14 protein-coding genes are annotated in these 17338 nt (G+C 42.1%); 4 read left to right on the forward strand and 10 right to left on the reverse strand.

Annotated features, from left to right (window positions below; all coding sequences use genetic code 11):
• Positions 1 to 26: 26 nt before the first annotated feature.
• Together P2G54_RS00240 and P2G54_RS00245 are read right to left on the reverse strand one after the other, a co-directional pair.
• Positions 27 to 3104, reverse strand: coding sequence for a TonB-dependent receptor (locus P2G54_RS00240; RefSeq protein WP_275867054.1), 3078 nt, complete (start codon positions 3102 to 3104; stop codon positions 27 to 29).
• A gap of 483 nt (positions 3105 to 3587) precedes the next feature.
• On the reverse strand, positions 3588 to 4136 hold the full coding sequence (locus P2G54_RS00245) for a 2'-5' RNA ligase family protein (protein WP_275867056.1): 549 nt from the start codon (positions 4134 to 4136) through the stop codon (positions 3588 to 3590).
• A 113-nt stretch (positions 4137 to 4249) separates the two neighbouring features.
• Here P2G54_RS00245 and P2G54_RS00250 point away from each other — a divergent pair, with 113 nt between their 5' ends.
• Positions 4250 to 5167, forward strand: coding sequence for a universal stress protein (locus tag P2G54_RS00250; protein WP_275867059.1), 918 nt, complete (start codon positions 4250 to 4252; stop codon positions 5165 to 5167).
• Here the strand turns inward: P2G54_RS00250 and P2G54_RS00255 are convergent.
• Both P2G54_RS00255 and P2G54_RS00260 read right to left on the reverse strand, forming a co-directional pair.
• A complete protein-coding gene (locus P2G54_RS00255) occupies positions 5164 to 6081 on the reverse strand; it encodes a class I SAM-dependent methyltransferase (RefSeq protein ID WP_275867061.1) in 918 nt (305 codons plus the stop codon). The genes P2G54_RS00250 and P2G54_RS00255 overlap by 4 nt on opposite strands.
• A 3-nt stretch (positions 6082 to 6084) precedes the next feature.
• Positions 6085 to 7455, reverse strand: a complete 1371-nt coding sequence (locus P2G54_RS00260; protein WP_275867064.1) for an exopolysaccharide biosynthesis polyprenyl glycosylphosphotransferase — start codon at positions 7453 to 7455, stop codon at positions 6085 to 6087.
• Positions 7456 to 7611: 156 nt separating this feature from the next.
• On the opposite strand from P2G54_RS00260, the gene P2G54_RS00265 reads away from it, so the two are divergent.
• On the forward strand, positions 7612 to 8280 hold the full coding sequence (locus P2G54_RS00265; RefSeq protein ID WP_275867067.1) for a methyltransferase domain-containing protein: 669 nt from the start codon (positions 7612 to 7614) through the stop codon (positions 8278 to 8280).
• A gap of 1 nt (position 8281) precedes the next feature.
• Here the strand turns inward: P2G54_RS00265 and P2G54_RS00270 are convergent, their stop codons facing one another.
• The 4 genes from P2G54_RS00270 to P2G54_RS00285 form a co-directional block, all read right to left on the reverse strand.
• Positions 8282 to 9070, reverse strand: a complete 789-nt coding sequence (locus P2G54_RS00270) for a DUF3050 domain-containing protein (protein WP_275867069.1) — start codon at positions 9068 to 9070, stop codon at positions 8282 to 8284.
• 87 nt (positions 9071 to 9157) lie between these two features.
• Positions 9158 to 10948 (reverse strand): ABC transporter transmembrane domain-containing protein, encoded by a 1791-nt coding sequence (locus P2G54_RS00275; RefSeq protein WP_275867072.1) that lies wholly within the window; start codon positions 10946 to 10948, stop codon positions 9158 to 9160.
• A 77-nt stretch (positions 10949 to 11025) separates the two neighbouring features.
• Positions 11026 to 12150 (reverse strand): N-methyl-L-tryptophan oxidase, encoded by a 1125-nt coding sequence (solA, locus tag P2G54_RS00280; RefSeq protein ID WP_275867074.1) that lies wholly within the window; start codon positions 12148 to 12150, stop codon positions 11026 to 11028.
• Between the two features lie 73 nt (positions 12151 to 12223).
• A complete protein-coding gene (locus P2G54_RS00285; protein ID WP_275867075.1) occupies positions 12224 to 12823 on the reverse strand; it encodes a hypothetical protein in 600 nt (199 codons plus the stop codon).
• Positions 12824 to 12996: 173 nt separating this feature from the next.
• Here P2G54_RS00285 and P2G54_RS00290 point away from each other — a divergent pair, with 173 nt between their 5' ends.
• Complete coding sequence (locus tag P2G54_RS00290) at positions 12997 to 14205, forward strand: tetratricopeptide repeat protein (protein ID WP_275867077.1); 1209 nt, start codon at positions 12997 to 12999, stop codon at positions 14203 to 14205.
• Here P2G54_RS00290 and P2G54_RS00295 read toward each other — a convergent pair whose 3' ends face one another.
• Both P2G54_RS00295 and rbfA read right to left on the reverse strand, forming a co-directional pair.
• Positions 14206 to 15432 (reverse strand): FtsX-like permease family protein, encoded by a 1227-nt coding sequence (locus P2G54_RS00295; RefSeq protein WP_275867078.1) that lies wholly within the window; start codon positions 15430 to 15432, stop codon positions 14206 to 14208.
• Between the two features lie 9 nt (positions 15433 to 15441).
• Entirely contained in the window at positions 15442 to 15819 is a 378-nt protein-coding gene (gene rbfA / locus P2G54_RS00300) for a 30S ribosome-binding factor RbfA (RefSeq protein ID WP_275867080.1), read from the reverse strand.
• Positions 15820 to 15904: 85 nt separating this feature from the next.
• Here rbfA and P2G54_RS00305 point away from each other — a divergent pair, with 85 nt between their 5' ends.
• Positions 15905 to 17293, forward strand: coding sequence for a hypothetical protein (locus P2G54_RS00305; RefSeq protein ID WP_275867081.1), 1389 nt, complete (start codon positions 15905 to 15907; stop codon positions 17291 to 17293).
• The last annotated feature ends 45 nt before the right edge of the window (positions 17294 to 17338 follow it).

Below are 17338 nucleotides of genomic sequence, written 5' to 3' on the forward strand. Positions count from 1 at the left end.
GTAATTCTTCTTTTAGGTTTTAGAGATTAGAAACCTACGTTAACACCGATAGTGTAGGTACGGATGATTGGAGCTACGTTCCAGTCAACTCCGAAGTTCAACTGACCAGAGTATTGGTTGGCTTCAGGATCCAAACCTGAATAACTGGAGAACAAGAACGGATTCTGAACCTGTGCAAAGAATCTTGCATTGGTAATGGCACCGTTGAAGGCATTGTTAAGAACAGTGGTTGGGATAGTGTAACCCAAAACAATGTTCTGGATTCTTACGAAATCACCTTTCTCAATGAATCTGCTGTTAGAAGCAGAAGTCTGCCACATATTGGCATCCTGTCCAGAGTACAGTTTAGGTACATCAGTTACCTGACCGCTTTCAGTCCATCTGTTCAGGATAGAAGCGTGGTTGTTAGAGAAGCCCTGACCCAACAATCCTCTCAAAGACTCATTCATGATGTAGTTACCACCAGAGAATCTAGTGAAGATCTCAGCATCAAAGTTTCCGAAAGTGAAGCTGTTAGTCCAGCCACCTTGCCACTTTGGAAGGGTATTTCCCAAGTATTCCTGAGTAGGACCAGAAGCAGCAGTGGAAACATCACCTGGGTTGGAAGGATCATAAGCTCTCCATCCCAAAGCATTTCTAACCAAGTTATACTGAACGATTTCATCGCCTCTGTAGTACATTGGGTTACCATTGGCAGAGTTCACACCTGCCCACTTGAAGCCATAAAGACGAGCGATTGGACCGCCTACTTCAGTTCTGTTGTAAGTAGAAGTCAAAGGCTGAACCAAGTTAGTCACCTCATTCTTCAAGAAAGTAATGTTGAAATCGGTATTCCAAGAGAAGTTTTCTTTCTCGATTATGTTAGACATCACTCTCAATTCAAAACCGGAGTTTGTCATGGATCCCACGTTCTGGTTGATGCTGTTACCAGGTACACCCAAAGAAGGAGCAGTAGGAGCAGCAAGGATCAAACCGTCGATGTCGTTGGTGAAGTAATCAGCGGCAATGGTTACTTTTCCGATAGTCATGTCCATACCGATGTTCAACTTCTTGGAAGTTTCCCACTGAAGGGCACCGTTAGCAACTCTTGCATATCCGATACCTGCACCGGCACCACCCAATACTGGAGAGAAACCACCGATAGCAGCGAAAGTACCAATCTCTGTGTTACCTACTTCAGCATAAGAACCTCTCAATTTGAAGTCAGAAATCAGATCAGAATTGAAGAAAGCTTCGTCAGAAACTCTCCATCCCACAGATCCACCGAAGAAGGTACCTCTCTGGTTGTCTTTTGCCAAGTCAGAAATACCGTCATTTCTCAAAGTGAAAGAAGCTAGGTATTTTCCTCTGTAGCTATAGTTGAATCTACCGAAGTAAGAATCAAATCCTCTTTCTGAATATCCACCACCAGAGAACTGGTTGTTGTAAGAACCTGAGATCAGGTTATCCTGACGGTAGAAGTTGTCAGAGATATCAGTACCCCAACCTGCGAAGTTGTAGAATTTGGTGAACTGATATTCCATACCAGCAGTCACGTTCAAGCTGTGATCTTCAGCAATGATGGTCTGGTAGTTCAAAGTGTTCTGCCAGTTCCAACGGAAAGCTGGGTTGTAGGCCATGTATACATAACCATTGGAGCTACGTCCGTCACCGTGTCTAGGATCCAAAGACTGGAAGTCATCAGCCATGGTCAAATCCACACCCACTTGGGTTCTGGCAGTCAAACCGTTGATGATGTCCACTTCACCATAAGCATTACCCAAGATTCTGTGGGCACGGCTTCTGTACTGGTTGTTCTGGATTACAAATCCGATGTTAGGGATATTGTTGTCCGGACCGGCAAGGTTTGCTCCGAAACCGGTAGTAGCTCCGTTTGCAGTTACGTTGAAACCATCAAAGGCAACGTTTTCAGCATCATAGATAGGCACGTTAGGCAAAGAACGGGTTGCGTTGTAGATCGCACCTGAAAGTGAGTTCGCTCCGTTGTTCAGACCAAAGATCTCAGTCATGGAGTAAGACATGGAAGAACCGATTCTTACTGCACTTGAGATTTTGTGGTCGATATTCGCTCTAAAAGAATATCTGGAAAGATCATTCGGTCTTACAGGAGATTCCTGATCAGTATATCCCAAAGAGAAGAAGTACTTAGTAGCTTCAGAACCTCCAGAAATGGAAAGATTGTGCTGCTGAGTAAAACCTTTTCTGAAGATCAAGTCCTGCCAATCGGTATTCACACCTGGGTTCGCAAGGCCAGTTTGACCGGCGTTGGTTCTCTTTTCGTTTGCGATTTCAACAAACTGGTCACCGTTCAACAGTTCAAATCTTTCTACTTCTTCATTGAAACCAATGGAAGTATTGTAAGAAACTTTTGCTTTACCGGTTGCACCTCTTTTGGTAGTAATCAAAATCACACCGTTAGCAGCTCTTGAACCGAAGATGGCAGTAGCAGAACCGTCTTTCAATACTTCGAAAGAAGCAATGTCAGAAGGGTTGATGTTTGCCAATGGGTTAGAAGCATTTACTGCAGATCTGTCAGAATCTACTACAGGAACACCGTCGATTACAATCAGTGGGTTAGCACTGGAAGTAATGGAGTTGACACCACGGATACGGATGATTGGTCTAGCACCAAGGATACCATTAGGAGTAGTCACCTGAACACCTGGTGCTCTACCCGCTAATTGAGATTCAAAAGAAGGAGTAACCAAGTTTTCAATGGCCTCACTTCCGATGGAAGCTACCGAACCGGTAATCTCTCTTCTTTCCTGAGTACCGTAACCAACAACAACAATTTCATTAAGGACTTTAACATCTGTGTCCATCACCACATTGATAACAGCGCTTGAACCGATGCTAACCTCCTTGGTTAGATAACCTACGAAACTGAATACCAAAGTAGTGGCATCAGCAGGTACAGTTAAAGAGTAAGAACCGTCCAGGTCAGTGACAGTTCCAGTCGTGGTTCCTTTCACCACAACACTCGCACCCGGCACCCCACTTGGCTCTTCAGCCGAAGTTACCCTACCGGTGATCGTTTTGCTCTGCGCAAGTACTGACATCACTGTCAATATGCTCAACGCGAAGCCTAATAAAACTTTCTTCATGGGCTTAAATTTTTTATGATTTAATTTTCAATGAGCTAAGATCAACCTAAATAGCCCAAAGGAGCAAATTTGGCACGGTTAAAAAATTTAATGATTTTTAGAATATTATTTTATAATAATAATGATTAAAAAAATTTTATTTTATTTACCTATGTATATGATTACGTTCTCACTATAAGAGTTTGAGCTTTTAAATTTTAACATCTAAAAATTTTGGGGAAATGCATTTTTAATCTAAAAAATTCTAATTCTCGAAAAAGTTCAATAAAAATTAAATTTGTAATAAGATTATTAAATTATTATTTTTTAATTGATTTATGAATATTTTTTAAAAAAAACAGAATAATATTCTAATCACATGAAACCAAGATTTGAATGCAATCAAATTTTTATTATTTCTAAACGATTAATTCAAAATTAAATTTCGATTAACATTTTTTGACGAATTGACAAAAAACCTCCAAGTCTGGCACTTTTTCACCTTCAATTGGCAATTTTTTTAAGCTCAAACTCTTTCCAGACCTCCCATCGACCCAAAACCCGCTTTAGTAAAGTCAGTTTGGATACTTCAAATCGGCAATTCAGTTTTTTCTCTTTCACGAGTTTCATCACATCTTCAAAATAACTGGTTTTCATATCCTTAAAGGCCACAGTCATATGGGGATGAAAATTTCGGTCACTCAATTCGGAAACCATCTTAAGATCCCTCTTGCAATACTCTTTCAGTTGCTCTTGAAACACCACCAATCGCTCCTGCTTTTCAACATCAAGAAAAACCACCCTTCTTCCAAAACTATCCGTCCCCCGAATGAAAAGCTCAAAAGGCTGCTGCCCTGAACAAAATTGTTCCAATTGTCCAAAAAGCTTTAACTCCTTGGCTTCATTGTAAGTAAAAGGCATTTTTACAGTAATATGGGCAGGGGATTTTAAAGCATATTTGATCCCGAATTTTTCCTTGATCTCCTGCTTCAGATCCTCCACTTTTTCCCTAAAACCCTCAGGGGGAAGAATCGCAAGAAAATATTTCTGCATTACTTTCATCTCTTTAATTTACCTTGAGTCCGAACCTGTGGATCAAAAACAAAAAAACTATTTAGAATACCCAATCAATCCTTTAAATTAAGGCTTATAAACAAATTAGAACTATGAAGTTTTTTTCCAAGGTAATGATCGGGCTCGATCTCACCGAAATGGATGATATCCTGATTCAAAAAACCATTGTGTTTTTGGAGTTTCTAGGTATCGAAAAATGCTATTTCGTCCATATCGCCAAAAACCTGGCTGTGCCGGATGAAATCCTAAAGCAATATCCCAATTTATTGGCTCCCGGAGATGAATCTATCGAGGCCATTATGCAGGAAAGAATTAGCCACCATAATTTCCCCAAAAAAATAGAAGTAGAGATTTTTGCTGAAGAAGGAGACCACCCTCTGGATACATTCTTGAGATGGGCAAGGATAAAAGATGTAGACCTCATCGTTATGGGTCGAAAGGAAACCCTATCCGGAAGCGGAGCTCTTGCAAATGGAGTGGCGAGAAAGGCTCCCTGCTCAGTCATGTTGCTCCAGGAAAAAAGACCCCCTGGACTTCCCAAGCGAATTATGATTCCTACGGATTTCTCTCCCCACAACCACATGATCTATGATTTTGGAGAGCGTATCGCGGATCAGTTAAATGCTAAACTGGTTCCAGTGCATATTTATCAGGTTCCTCAAGGCTATTCCAAAACAGGTAAAACCTATGAGGAATTCTCGGAAATCATGAAAACCCATGCAGAAAATGATTTCAAGAATTTCGTTACCAAACACAACCATTCCGAACTGGAATGTGATTTTCTCCTGAAAGAAGACGGCGAGGATGTGGGTGAACTTCTTCTCAAAGAAGCGCACAAAATGGATATTGACATGTTTATCATGGGCTCCAGAGGTCGCTCCAAATCCGCGGCAATTCTTTTGGGAAGTACTGCTGAAAAACTGATCAAAGTCAACAATGTGCTTCCTATGATCATCTTCAAGCAAAAAGGTGAAACGATGGGATTCTTCGATGCCCTTCTGAAGCTTTAAACAGGCTTTTGCAAATAGAAGCAAACCTGATCCCCTTGGCCCTCCCGATTAAAAAGGAGGGCTTTTTCTTTGTATAGAGCCATCAACTTTTGATCAATATATTGGGGGATTAATTGCCGATCGAGCTTTTGGCCCGACTCATAAAGCTGTGTGCCCCAGAACTGAAATTCATCCGAATCAAATTCTACCTCGAGCAATCTAAACCCTTGCTGCTCTGCCAAGGTACGGAACCCTTTTATCGTCGGAATTACCAAATGTCTGGGGGCATCAAGCTGAACCCAAAGTGCTCTTTTCTCCTTCCAAATAGCAGCATCGGCTACCGGTGTGCGGATCAAGAGTTTCCCGCCTGGCCTCAGCCTGTCAAAACAGTCAGATAAAACCTGCTCCGGAAATTCCATATGTTCGAAGGAATGGTGCATCATGATCAGGTCAAAAGTCCTATCACTATCCTTTATACTTCCTTTCTTCAGCACCAGGCCCTTTTCTGGATCAAAACTTTTTGCCAAAAAAGGATCAAATCCAAAGAGATTATTATATCCGGAAGCATGCAATTCATAGAGCAATTGCCCATTTCCACAGCCCACATCGGCTATTTGAGCTTGGAAACCGGGATGGATCTTTTTTAACCAATATCCATAAACAGGAGCCATGAACTCCAACCTAAACCAAAAAAAAGCCCTGAGCCGAATTCTTTTCAGAACCTTACGGAATAGGCTAGATTTTACTAATGGGGAAAAGGAATAATAAACTGAGTCTGAATAATAAGGAGATAAATCTTCGGGGATATTTTTCAATTGAAGGGAACCACAAGCCCTGCATTCCTGGTAGACGAAATCCCCTCCAAGCCCAAGCATTCTCTCAGTGGCAGTAAACTCCGTGAGATCAGTACTTTTGCAAAATTTACAGTTGGACATGGATCAATAGGCGTTCTCCCGATTGAAAATCAATTCATAAACGGTTTTTACCATGATTCCCATATCCAGTAAAAATGTCCAGTTGTTGATGTAAAAAGAGTCCAACCGTACTCTTGATCGAATCTGATAGGGGTTTTCGATTTCCCCTCGGTATCCCATAACCTGCGCCAAACCAGTAATCCCCGGGCGGATTTTGTGCCGGGAATTATACTTCTCAATCTGGGACTTAAAGGTTTGATTCATAGGAACTGTATGTGGACGAGGCCCTACAATGGACATATCACCCAGCAGTACGTTGATAAACTGGGGCATTTCGTCCAAGGAAGTATTTCTGAGAAACGCTCCAATTTTGGTGACTCTAGGATCGTTTTTTGTAGCCTGCTTTACATCTGCATAGTCATTTGGAGTCATGGACCTAAACTTCAGACAATTGAAAACCTTGTTATTGATTCCATTCCTTTTCTGAATAAAAAAGACAGGACCCTTTGATTCCAATTTGATGAGAATTCCTACCAAAGGAATCAGCCAAGACAGTACGAAAACCAAAACAAATGAGGCAAAAACCAAGTCAAACGCCCGTTTCAACAGACTGTTCAGCACATGGTCCAAAGGAATTTCATTGACATTGATCACAAAGAAATCCCCATATCTGGAAAAGGAAAGATTCTTTTCCAGTTGAAGGCTTCCTCCCGGGATCATTTTTACCTTGATGTAATTCTCATCAGCATAGTTGATGATCTTTCGGACCAGTGATGGCTCAAGGTGCTCGTGAATATAAATCAGATCCAAATCAAGTTCTGGAGCCTGGAAAAAGAAGGAATCGATACCTCCTCGCGTTTGACTGCAATCTGCCAAATCATCGAAGTATCCCAAAAAATTGATCCCGAAGTCCTTCCTGATCCGAAATACGTCCGCAAGTTTGGGGCTTGTGCCACCTTTTCCGATAATTACCGCATTTCTAAAGTTATTCCCCCCCGCTCTGTACTTCCTGAGGAGCATTTGAACCGAAACACGGAAGAACCCCATAAAAATCAACATTCCCAGGCCTAAGGCCAAAATTGGAAACACCTGAATTTTCGGAGTGTTGAAAGGAAGCCATAGTAAAGTCGCAGCGCCTAAAAACCAAAAAACAGTTCCTACCAGATGCTGAAGGGTTTGATCATATTCATCAGTCCTCCCAATTCGATAATCTTTTCTCAGGAAGGCAACCAAAAACCACAAAACCAATAGCGGGAAAAAAGCCATCAGTTCTGCTCCTTCAAGCAAGCCCAGACCACCCAGAATAAAATTACAGGCAACCAGTGAAAGAAGGGCGGCTAATAAGTCACTTAAAGTAAAAAGCCAAGGAAAGTACTTATCAAATCTTCGCTTCATAAAAATCTATTAAGGCATGGTCATTTTATCAAAAACCACGCAAAAACTGATATTGCTTAGTCAATTAACTCCATTCAAAACCAAAATTAAAAAAAGAATCGGCAAGCCTTATTACTTTTGGATTTATTTATCATTTCCAGCCAGAAAAGGCAAGCCATGAGTTTTATTTTAGATTTATTTGATTCTTCCGACAACCCCAAATCACTCGGGGCCAAATTTAGGGGTGGAAGGCAAAAGATGTTTGAAACACTATTTTTTCAAAACTTCAATTCTGAGCAATCCATAAAAATCCTCGATGTGGGAGGCTATAGCAATTTCTGGAAAAACAGCGCCCTACTTCAAATACCGGGACTTGAAATCACGCTCTTGAATTTACAGGCAGAAAAGACCTCCAATCCTATTTTCAACAGTCTCAAAGGAGATGCTACCCATATGCCCGAATTTGAGAGCCAAAGCTTTGATCTGGTCTTTTCAAACTCTGTCATCGAGCACCTCTATACATTCGAGAACCAACAAAAAATGGCAAAGGAAATTCTTCGGGTTGGCAAAAAACATTTTATCCAAACACCCAATAAGTTCTTTCCAATAGAAGCTCACTATGCCTTGCCCTTTGCCCAATTTATGCCCAAATCTTGGGTTTTTTATTTACTGACCAAAACCAAGCTAAGCAGACTGCATGCCTGGGAACCTGAAGCAGCACAGCAGTACCTGGACGAAATTAGGCTATTGGATGAGGGGGAGGTAAAGGCTCTTTTCCCACAATCCTCTATTTATAGAGAAAAAGTGATGGGCCTATGCAAATCAATAGTGGCCCACAACCTTTAAATCAAAGTAAAATTGATTCTTTCCCCTTCAGGATCATCTCATTGATGCCATCCCAGAGCAATTTTCTTGCTTCCAAAGCTTCTTTTGCCGCAATCTTTGCTTGCTCCAGATGCAAATCTGTCTCCAACAGCATGTCTACCATTTTCCAAGCCAAAGGCCCATGCTCTTCTTCATCCAAGTGGATGTGCCTGTCGAAATAAAAGGCCAAAGTATCCAAGTCACCTGGCTGATTTTGTATCAACTCATTCACCAATTGACGGAATAAATCTGGAATAAGATCTTCTCTTCCAAGGGTAAAGGATGCTGCAATTTCATGAGGTTTGCCAAAAAGGGCGGTCTGATAATTCACACGAAGAAAATTCTTCACGAAATCAGGCAAATGACAAGCCTCCATTGCCTCATCAAGCTTTTTCCCATGAGAAAGATGCTTTACTAATTGATCAACTTGATAGGTCTGGGCTCCCGCCTCATTCATCGCACGCAGATACAATTCAAAATGGCTACAATAGCCTCCCTGACCATCCTCATCACTTTCCTCAGCCAAAACTATGTCATTGATAAGACGGACTACCTGTGGGTCTTTAGCAGGGATCCAGGGGAGATTGACGCCGGTCAGGCGAATCTGAAGGGCTTTTAACAAACTCATGAAATCCCAAACCGCAAAAACATGATATTCCATAAATACTCTGAAATCATCTATGGTATTGAGGTTTTGGTACAAAGGATGGGACAGCAACTCTTCTCGATCAGCCGCAACAGAGCCAATCAAATTTTTTAAGGATTCAGACATTAAATTCTAGGGTGATTTTGGCATGAAAATAACCCCTGAACCGGATTATTTAAGCTATTTGGCAATTGAAATTTTCTATGGATAATTTCAGGTATCCGCAAACTGCAACTTGACCAGATTGGCGTAAAACCCCTCGGGATTTCCCAGAAGATCCAGGTGGCTTCCCTGCTCTATGATTTTGCCTTCACTGAGTACATAAATGCGGTCGACTTTTCGGATAGTCGCCAACCTATGGGCAATGATAATGGTTGTCCTCCCTTTCATCAGTTCATCCAAAGCTTCCTGAACAAGCGCCTCGGATTCTGCATCAAGAGAAGAAGTCGCCTCATCCAAAATCAAGATGGATGGATCCTTCAAGATGGCCCGGGCTATGGCAATGCGCTGACGCTGACCTCCTGAAAGCTTGACCCCTCGCTCCCCAACAAGGGTCTCCAAACCCTCTGGAAACTGGGTGATAAACTGCCATGCATTAGCTTTTTTGGCAGCCTGTATGATTTCTTCCTCGGTGGCATTGGGCTTGGCATAAGCGATATTCTCCCGAATGGAACCTCCAAACAGCAATACTTCTTGAGGAACAATCCCCACCAAACCTCTCAGGTCTTCCAGATTCCAATCCTGAAGGAGTTGGTCATCCACTCGGATACTTCCTTTTTGAACCTCATAGAAGCGAAGTAATAATTGGATGATCGTCGACTTACCCGCACCAGAATGCCCGGCTAAGGCTATTTTTTCTCCAGGATTTACATGGAAGGAAAGATCTTTAAGAACTTCAACCTCAGGGCGGGTTGGATAATGAAAACCTACATTTTCATAAGCTATTTTCCCTTCAAATCTTGATTTCGCTGCTCCTTGACTGTTTTCCTCGGGCTCATTCAAAATTTCAAGTACGCGTTCGGAGCTACCGATTGCCTTTTGAACCTGACTGTAAATGTCTCCCAATCCGGCAATGGAACCCCCAATAAATGTGGTGTAAAGTACAAAGGAAACCAGCTCGCCAATGCTCATTTCACCGGATGCTACCAAACTGGCACCATACCACATGACCGCTACAATGCCTCCAAAAAGAGCAAAAATGATAAAGGAAATAAAGGCTCCTCTGAATTTGGCGGTTTTCAAAGCCACTCCAACAACGCTATTCAGGCTTTTGGAATAGCGCAGGCTCTCATAGGCCTCACCAACAAAGGATTTTACGGTACTGATTGACTGCAATGTTTCCTCCACGATTACATTCGCTGCGGCTAATTCATCCTGGGTCTTTTTGGACAATCCCCGGATAAACCTCCCGAAAACCATGGCAATCACCACCAGCACCGGAAAAGTCCCCAGCATGAACAGAGTCAGCTTTGGAGTATTGAGCATGAGGAAAACAATACCTGCTAGGAGGGTTACAACCTGCCTGAACAATTCTGCAAGCGTGACCGAGAAAGTATCCTGTAGCAAACTGACATCAGAAGTGATCCTGGAGATCAATTCTCCGGTTCTTCTTTTATCAAAAAATGTCATCGGAAGACGGAGCAATCTGCTGTATAAGGACTGACGAATATCACGCATGGACCTTTCAGAAACCAAGGCAAACAGCCAAACCCTGAAAAAGGAAAAGATACTTTGAACTGCAAGAATACCTACAAGAATCAGCGCGATGCTATTTATGTCCGAAACTATCCATGACTGCCCTTCGGCTGTGTCGATAAGTTTACCGGCGACATAGGGGAAAGTCAATAAGGTCAGGGAAGAAAGAAGCAAAAATACCAGCCCTAGGAAAAACACTCCTTTATAGGGCAAGATAAACCTGAAAACACCTCCTAGTTTACTTAAATTCTGCTTATTCAGTTTTCTCTTTTCACCCTCTTCCAAAGCAGTTCCTCTTTTCTTAGCCATTTTTCTTTTTACTTCAATCGGCAAAAATAGCCCTTTTGATCGAGAAATGTCAGGAAATATGGATAGTGGAAAAAATCTCAGCCAAAAGGCTCTTTCAGTTGATCAGCGAGCAATTCCCCCAATGCTGCAGAATGCTTGAATCCATGTCCTGAACAGGCAGAAACATAGGTGACCTGCTCCATTTCAGGCAACTTCCCCATTACAAATCTGGAGTCTTCAGTTACGGTATAAAAACAAACCTCTGATTTGACAAACTCAGGTTTCAGACCACCTATCCTTCCTTCAACCCTTTCTTTCCAGAATTTTTCCTGTTCCTCTTTTGTCACTGAGCGATTTATTTGTTCGGCAGACTCGGTCTCAACAAATGATTCACTGGACAATTTGATGCTTTCTCCATCCAATGAGGGGAAGCCATAGATAAAGTCCTCAGGATTGGGGCCAAAACCCCACATGAACACCGGGCTTTCCTTATAGGCTGTATTTCCCTCCTCAAGCCGAACCCAGTGCAGGACCTGTCTGCAGATTTTAAACTTGGGCCGCTCGGACTGGGGCAAAAACTCCTTTACCCAACCCCCTGCAGCCAAAAGCACCCGGCGAGCAAACACCTTTTCTTCCTTCAAATGGAGTTTGACTACGTCTTCTGTCATCTCTATACTGGATACTGGAGCGTTAACTTTTAATTTGGCTCCAAACTCATTGGCAAGACTCAACTGAACACGTATAATTTCCTCAGGAAAAAGATAGCCGGCTGAAGGCTCAAAATATGCCTTTCCTTCTTTTTCCAGCAGAAATTGAGGGTATCGCTCCCTGAGTTTTTCGGAGGAATATATCTGGTGAGGTATATTCATCTCCTGAGCGTATGAAACCGTTTTTTCAAAAAATCCAGCTCCTCCGTGTTTGGCCCAAGGCTGTATCCCTGAATCCATCAAAATGCCACCTACCGGATGGAAAAGCTCTACCCCAGATATACTTTCCAATCCCTTCCAAATCTTCTGGGAACGAAGAGCAAGGTTTACATAGTCTTTTCCCTCTCCCACAGCCAATCGAGTAATCCTGGTCTCTCCATGAGATGAACCAAAACAATGGGGAGGATCAAACCGGTCAATTCCGATTACAGAAAGTTCTTTTTGTTTGGCCAGATGGTAAAGGGCAGCAGAACCCACCGCTCCAAGCCCGACTACAGCGACATCGAAGATTTTCATAGAAACAACAAACTCAGGCCTGAATCTATAAAAAATCCCGGCATTGGAAACCGGGATCTTATTTCTAATTCTATTAGGATTTGCCCATTTGTGCATCAATGAGCTCTCGCTTCAGCTTGCGCTCCCTTTCCAAGGTGTTTTTGCGGTGCTGGTCAAACTCCTCCTGTACTTCTTCCAGATCCTTTTGTGCCTTTCTGATCTTCTTGAAGCTACGGAAATACTGGAAAGAGAAAAATCCCAAAGCAGCAGCCAAGCCCGCCACCAGCAACCACATAAAGGATGAATACACGGATTTATGAATATTCAGTCCCAAAAAGACAAATTGGTCTTTGGCAGCAATGGCCTCCTGCTTTTCTGTCTCGGTCTTCTGGAGAATTACATTCAGAGATCCTACGGAGTCCTTTTGACTTGAAATTGTATTTTTTAGGTCCAGAACCTCACTTCTCATGGTTCGCATGGAATCCAAAATATTGGATTTCAATCTATCAAGACTTCGAATTTTGACTACTTTGTAATCTTGGTAATTGTTGGAACTTTGATAGATGTAATCAAATTGGCTATCAATAGTTCCGGAATCCAATGAACCGCTCGGCGTGGAAGTTTCCTGAGCACTGAGGCCACTTGAAAACAAGGAAAACACTACAAGCAAGGATCCAAGGGTAAATAATTTCATCTGGGTTAATTTAGTTTGAATATTCCGCGTTAAACAAGCCAAACCAATAAACGTGCCTAAGGGTATTCGTAAAATGGTTTTTTTAACACACTCATTCAAAAAATTCAACTACTTGTTTATCCAAGCTCTTCCATTTTGCCCAATTCCCCACTTCAATTTGTAGATTTAAGATCATGAAGAAATTACTTCCTGTTTTTCAAATTTGCCTATTCCTGTACTCTTTTTCGGTAAATGGACAAGATCAGGCCAAGTTCAACGAACTCGACTTGGGCCTGCAGTCCTTTAATTCTGAAGAATATGGGACTGCTCTTATCCATTTTGATGCTTGGACTCGAGAAAACCCCAATGACCCCATGGGATATTGGTACAAGGGTCAATGCTATGAGGCTTTTGGAGGGGAGGAACTGGTGATGGCATTAGAAAATTATTCCATAGCTCTCACTCTGAATCCCGAGATTACACCTATTTACTTGAACAAAGGCCGTGTTCTTTATTTGTTAAAACGATTTGAGGAAGCAGAACAGAATTTCAATACCTATTTAAAGCTACCCAAAGGAGAAACCACACAGGTTATATACCGAAAATCTTCGACGGGGACAGGCATCTCTGGCATTTTTACAGACCAAACAGAAAACCCTTCCCATATCTATTACCAGATTGGGTTATGCCGCATGGGTCTGGAGGATTTCGAGGCGGCTGTTTCTTTTCTGGATTCTGCTATTTTCTACAGCCCAAATGAGGCAGATTACCATGCAGAGCAGGGAAAAGCTCTCATGGAATTGGGTCGAAATCAAGAAGCATTAGAAAATCTGAAAAGAGCAATTGAACTAGACCCCAATCATTATCTGGCCATCCAACGCATTCTTTTAATAGAAAAGGGGGGAGACAGTGAAAACCTGGAAGCACTCACACTGGCAATTTCAAATGATCCGGAAAATCCAGAAGTTTGGAATCTCCGTGGGTATTATAAATTGACCCATGAGGATGCTGTGGGAGCCATCCAAGATTTTTCTGAGGCAATTTCCCTAAATCCAGAGCTCCCCGAAAGCTGGATGTATCGGGCAAAAGCCAATGCCTCAGTTAAGAATTGGCCAAAAGCGGAATCCGATTTCTCCGAAGCTTTGATATTGGATGAATATAATCCTGAACTGTTTTTGGGAAGGGGACAGACCCGCTACTACCAAAGCGAAAATCTCTTGGCCTTGGCTGACTTCATGCAGATGATAATTTTAGATCCCGGAAACCCCTCTGGTTATTATCATCGGGGAATCACTTTGCATCGTTTAAACCGGTTTGAGGAAGCCTGTCAGGATTTGAAAAAAGCCTATGAAATGGGAATGCGTGAAGCAATGGCTGTCTTTGAAAAAATCTGCTCGGATTGATCAAAGTTCTGTCACCGTATTTACCCGAGAAGCTATAAAGGCGGGTCTCCAAGATGCAAGTAGCGTAATGGATATTACTGCCAAACTGATCCAGATAAAATCCCACCAAACTATCCGAACCGGATAAGCCTCAATCACCGCTGAGGAAATCCCCAGGGAAACCAAACCGAAATTCTCCTGAGCCAAGCAAATCAAGTAGCCAAGCACCAGACCAATAACTGCACCTGAAAATGCAATTAATGCCCCTTGTTTCAGGAAAATTTGTTGGATCAGCTTTTCTGGAGCTCCCATGGCTTTAAGTACGGCAATGTCCTTCTTTTTCTCTATTGCCAGCATACTCAGGGAAAAGAAGATATTAAAAGAAGCAATAGCCAGAATAAAAGTCAGGGTCAAAAACACAAATAGTTTTTCCAATTTGACAGTCCTAAGGAGCCCGGCATGTTGCTCATCCGTGTTTTTTACCAAAAACTCAGGTCCCAGGTGGGATTTGAGCTCTTGTTGGACCTCATCAATGGAATAGCCCTCTTCAACTTTAACTTCCAGAGAAGTTCGCTTGTTTCCATAATTCAGCAAATCCCGTGTAAATGCCAAGGGAGCGATCACATATTCATCATCAAACTGCCGCTCCACAGAAAAAAATGCCACCGGTTCCAATATCCCGGAGCTATAGAGTTGATTGGGGTCCAAGCTAGCTGCTGATCGAGGTGCTTTGGGGTAGAAAATTTTAAGGGGGATATTGATATCATCCAAGTTTACAGAAAGAAAAAATCCTACCCCTCTTCCCAAAATTGCACCTGGCCGGAGCTCATTTCCCAAAGTGGTGTCACCCCAAAAATACCCTTTTGAAAACCTTCCTTGCTCCAGAAAATTATCAGAAACTCCTTTGATTGTCCCGACTATTTGATTCCCATTGTAATCAAGCAAAGCCTTGTCTTCAATTACTTCTGTAAGAATGGCAACACCCTCCAAATTCCGGATTTCATCCAACCAATCCTCCTCAACTGTGAAGCTTTTTCCCATCGCTGCCTCGATCTTCAATTCCGCATCAAAACTGGCAAACAAACCCCTAATGAGATCCTCCAGTCCGTTGAATACAGACATGACTATCACCAAAGCCATAGTCCCCACGGCCACTCCTACCATGGAAATGGTAGACAATACCGTGATGAAGTTCCGCTTCTTTTTACTGCGAAAATAACGGGCCGCTATGAAAAAACTGAGGTTCAAATTCCTGAATTAATCCTCTTCTTCCTCTTCTTCAGGAGCAGGAGGGATCTCCAAATCCGAAATCACCTTGTCCATATGCTGAGCATAGGAAGCGGAATCATCCGGAAAAAAGGCCAACTCAGGAATGATACGCACGGATTTTCCGATACGCTTTGCGAGGTGATGCCTAATTTCCTTCTTGTGATCATTGATCAGCTGGTAGATAGTCTGGGGATCTGCGAGAAGGAAACTGAGGTAAACCTTTGCAAAACCCAAATCCGGGCTGACCATGACACGGGTGATAGTCACCATAGCCCTACCCACCAAGTGTTTGGCTTCTTTCTGAAAAATATCTCCAAGCTCCTTTTGAAGCAATTTGGCGTGTTTTTGTTGTCTTTTACTTTCCATGTGAAGTATTTGTGGTACAAATTTAGCGAAATACTTGGGCATGCTTTAATTTCGGGGCATCACAAATCCCAAAGACACCTGGACCTTGCTCGAATTTTTCAAAGTCAATGACCCTTTTAGACTGATTGGTGTAGGAATTTACTTCCTGATCACTACTTTTTTATATCTCGTCTTTGGGCAACTTCCCATTACTTCTCCCCAATTGGATTGGATGCTTTTAGGAGAGCGCTTGGGCGATGGCTATTTTCTATATCAGGATATTATCGATGATACTGGACCATTTTCAGCCGGTTTCTTTTTTTTGGTGGATTTCATCTTTGGAAGATCTCCCCTCATCTATGAGATTCTGGGAAGAATCCTGATCTTTTTTCAGATCTACTATTGGAACAGAATCCTGATACGATATAAGGTATTTGATGAAAACACCTATGTGCCGTCAATTGTGATGCTAGCACTATTCCATTTTGGGTTTGATATGCTGTCAATCTCCCCCGCATTGTTGGGAAGTACTTTTTTGCTTTTGGCTTTGGGACATTTATTCTCCCAGACAGTCATCCAGAAAGACGGTAGTGAATCAACTCTACTGATTGGAATATATGGAGGATTGGCTACAGGTTTCCATCCAATCTATGTTGTTTTTCTACCCTTCATGATTTTTGCAGGAATAGTAGTCAGTGGCTTTTCTTTCCGCCAACTCATGCTTTCTCTTGTTGGGTATTTTCTTCCCATCCTCTTGATGTCAGTATTTTATTTCTGGAAAGACAGCCTTGATGAAGCCATTACAATATGGCCACTGATCTTTTTTTCGGAAAAATACCACTATCAATCCTATCTGGACTGGGCTATTTTGGGAACCTTCCCATTAATTCTTTCCTTGGTTGGTTATTTTTATACCTCGCTTTTGAGGGCCTCCACTATCAATCAGCAAAAACAAAGGCAACTAATTTTGATTTGGCTCCTATTTGCAATAGCAGGAATTTTTATTGCAAAAAGGGAGGCAAGTTTTCAGTTGGTTATTCTTACTCCAATTTTAAGTTATCTCATTACTCAGTTTTTTCTGAATGTCAGGAAAGCACCGGTGCTTAGGATAGCATTTTTTCTTCTGGTAATTGGGCTCCCTGTTGCAAGCTGGTGGTATTGGGAAAAAAAATCCCAGGAAAATACGGGATACTTTGTTCAGGGCCCAGAAAAAACTAGCAATACTAAACAACCACTTTTGGTTCTCGGAAATGATCGTTCCCCATACCTTAACGGCAGCTTGGATGGGCCTTTTCTGAATTTCAACCTAAGCAAACTTTACCTCAGTCAAGAACGGGATTTACCACAGCGCGCCCGTTTGTTTCGGATGATCGAAAAACAGAAACCAAAACTCATTTTGGACCAAGAAGGTGTTTTTGCAAAAATACTTGAAGATTATCCCGAACTCAGCCGTCAATATCAAATGACTTCTCCCGGGGTCTATTCATTAAAATGATACTAAATCATCCATTTTAAGAAGGAAATCAATTTTTTGATCATC

The sequence above is a fragment of the Algoriphagus sp. CAU 1675 genome, assembly GCF_029222925.1.
Taxonomy (GTDB): domain Bacteria; phylum Bacteroidota; class Bacteroidia; order Cytophagales; family Cyclobacteriaceae; genus Algoriphagus.

What these genes read in the sequence shown, in the direction of transcription:
- P2G54_RS00240 (WP_275867054.1), bottom strand. Translation starts at nt 3,104, where the DNA reads ATGAAGAAAGTTTTATTAGGCTTCGCGTTGAGCATATTGACAGTGATG.
- P2G54_RS00245 (WP_275867056.1), bottom strand. Translation starts at nt 4,136, where the DNA reads ATGCAGAAATATTTTCTTGCGATTCTTCCCCCTGAGGGTTTTAGGGAA.
- P2G54_RS00250 (WP_275867059.1), top strand. Translation starts at nt 4,250, where the DNA reads ATGAAGTTTTTTTCCAAGGTAATGATCGGGCTCGATCTCACCGAAATG.
- P2G54_RS00255 (WP_275867061.1), bottom strand. Translation starts at nt 6,081, where the DNA reads ATGTCCAACTGTAAATTTTGCAAAAGTACTGATCTCACGGAGTTTACT.
- P2G54_RS00260 (WP_275867064.1), bottom strand. Translation starts at nt 7,455, where the DNA reads ATGAAGCGAAGATTTGATAAGTACTTTCCTTGGCTTTTTACTTTAAGT.
- P2G54_RS00265 (WP_275867067.1), top strand. Translation starts at nt 7,612, where the DNA reads ATGAGTTTTATTTTAGATTTATTTGATTCTTCCGACAACCCCAAATCA.
- P2G54_RS00270 (WP_275867069.1), bottom strand. Translation starts at nt 9,070, where the DNA reads ATGTCTGAATCCTTAAAAAATTTGATTGGCTCTGTTGCGGCTGATCGA.
- P2G54_RS00275 (WP_275867072.1), bottom strand. Translation starts at nt 10,948, where the DNA reads ATGGCTAAGAAAAGAGGAACTGCTTTGGAAGAGGGTGAAAAGAGAAAA.
- solA (WP_275867074.1), bottom strand. Translation starts at nt 12,150, where the DNA reads ATGAAAATCTTCGATGTCGCTGTAGTCGGGCTTGGAGCGGTGGGTTCT.
- P2G54_RS00285 (WP_275867075.1), bottom strand. Translation starts at nt 12,823, where the DNA reads ATGAAATTATTTACCCTTGGATCCTTGCTTGTAGTGTTTTCCTTGTTT.
- P2G54_RS00290 (WP_275867077.1), top strand. Translation starts at nt 12,997, where the DNA reads ATGAAGAAATTACTTCCTGTTTTTCAAATTTGCCTATTCCTGTACTCT.
- rbfA (WP_275867080.1), bottom strand. Translation starts at nt 15,819, where the DNA reads ATGGAAAGTAAAAGACAACAAAAACACGCCAAATTGCTTCAAAAGGAG.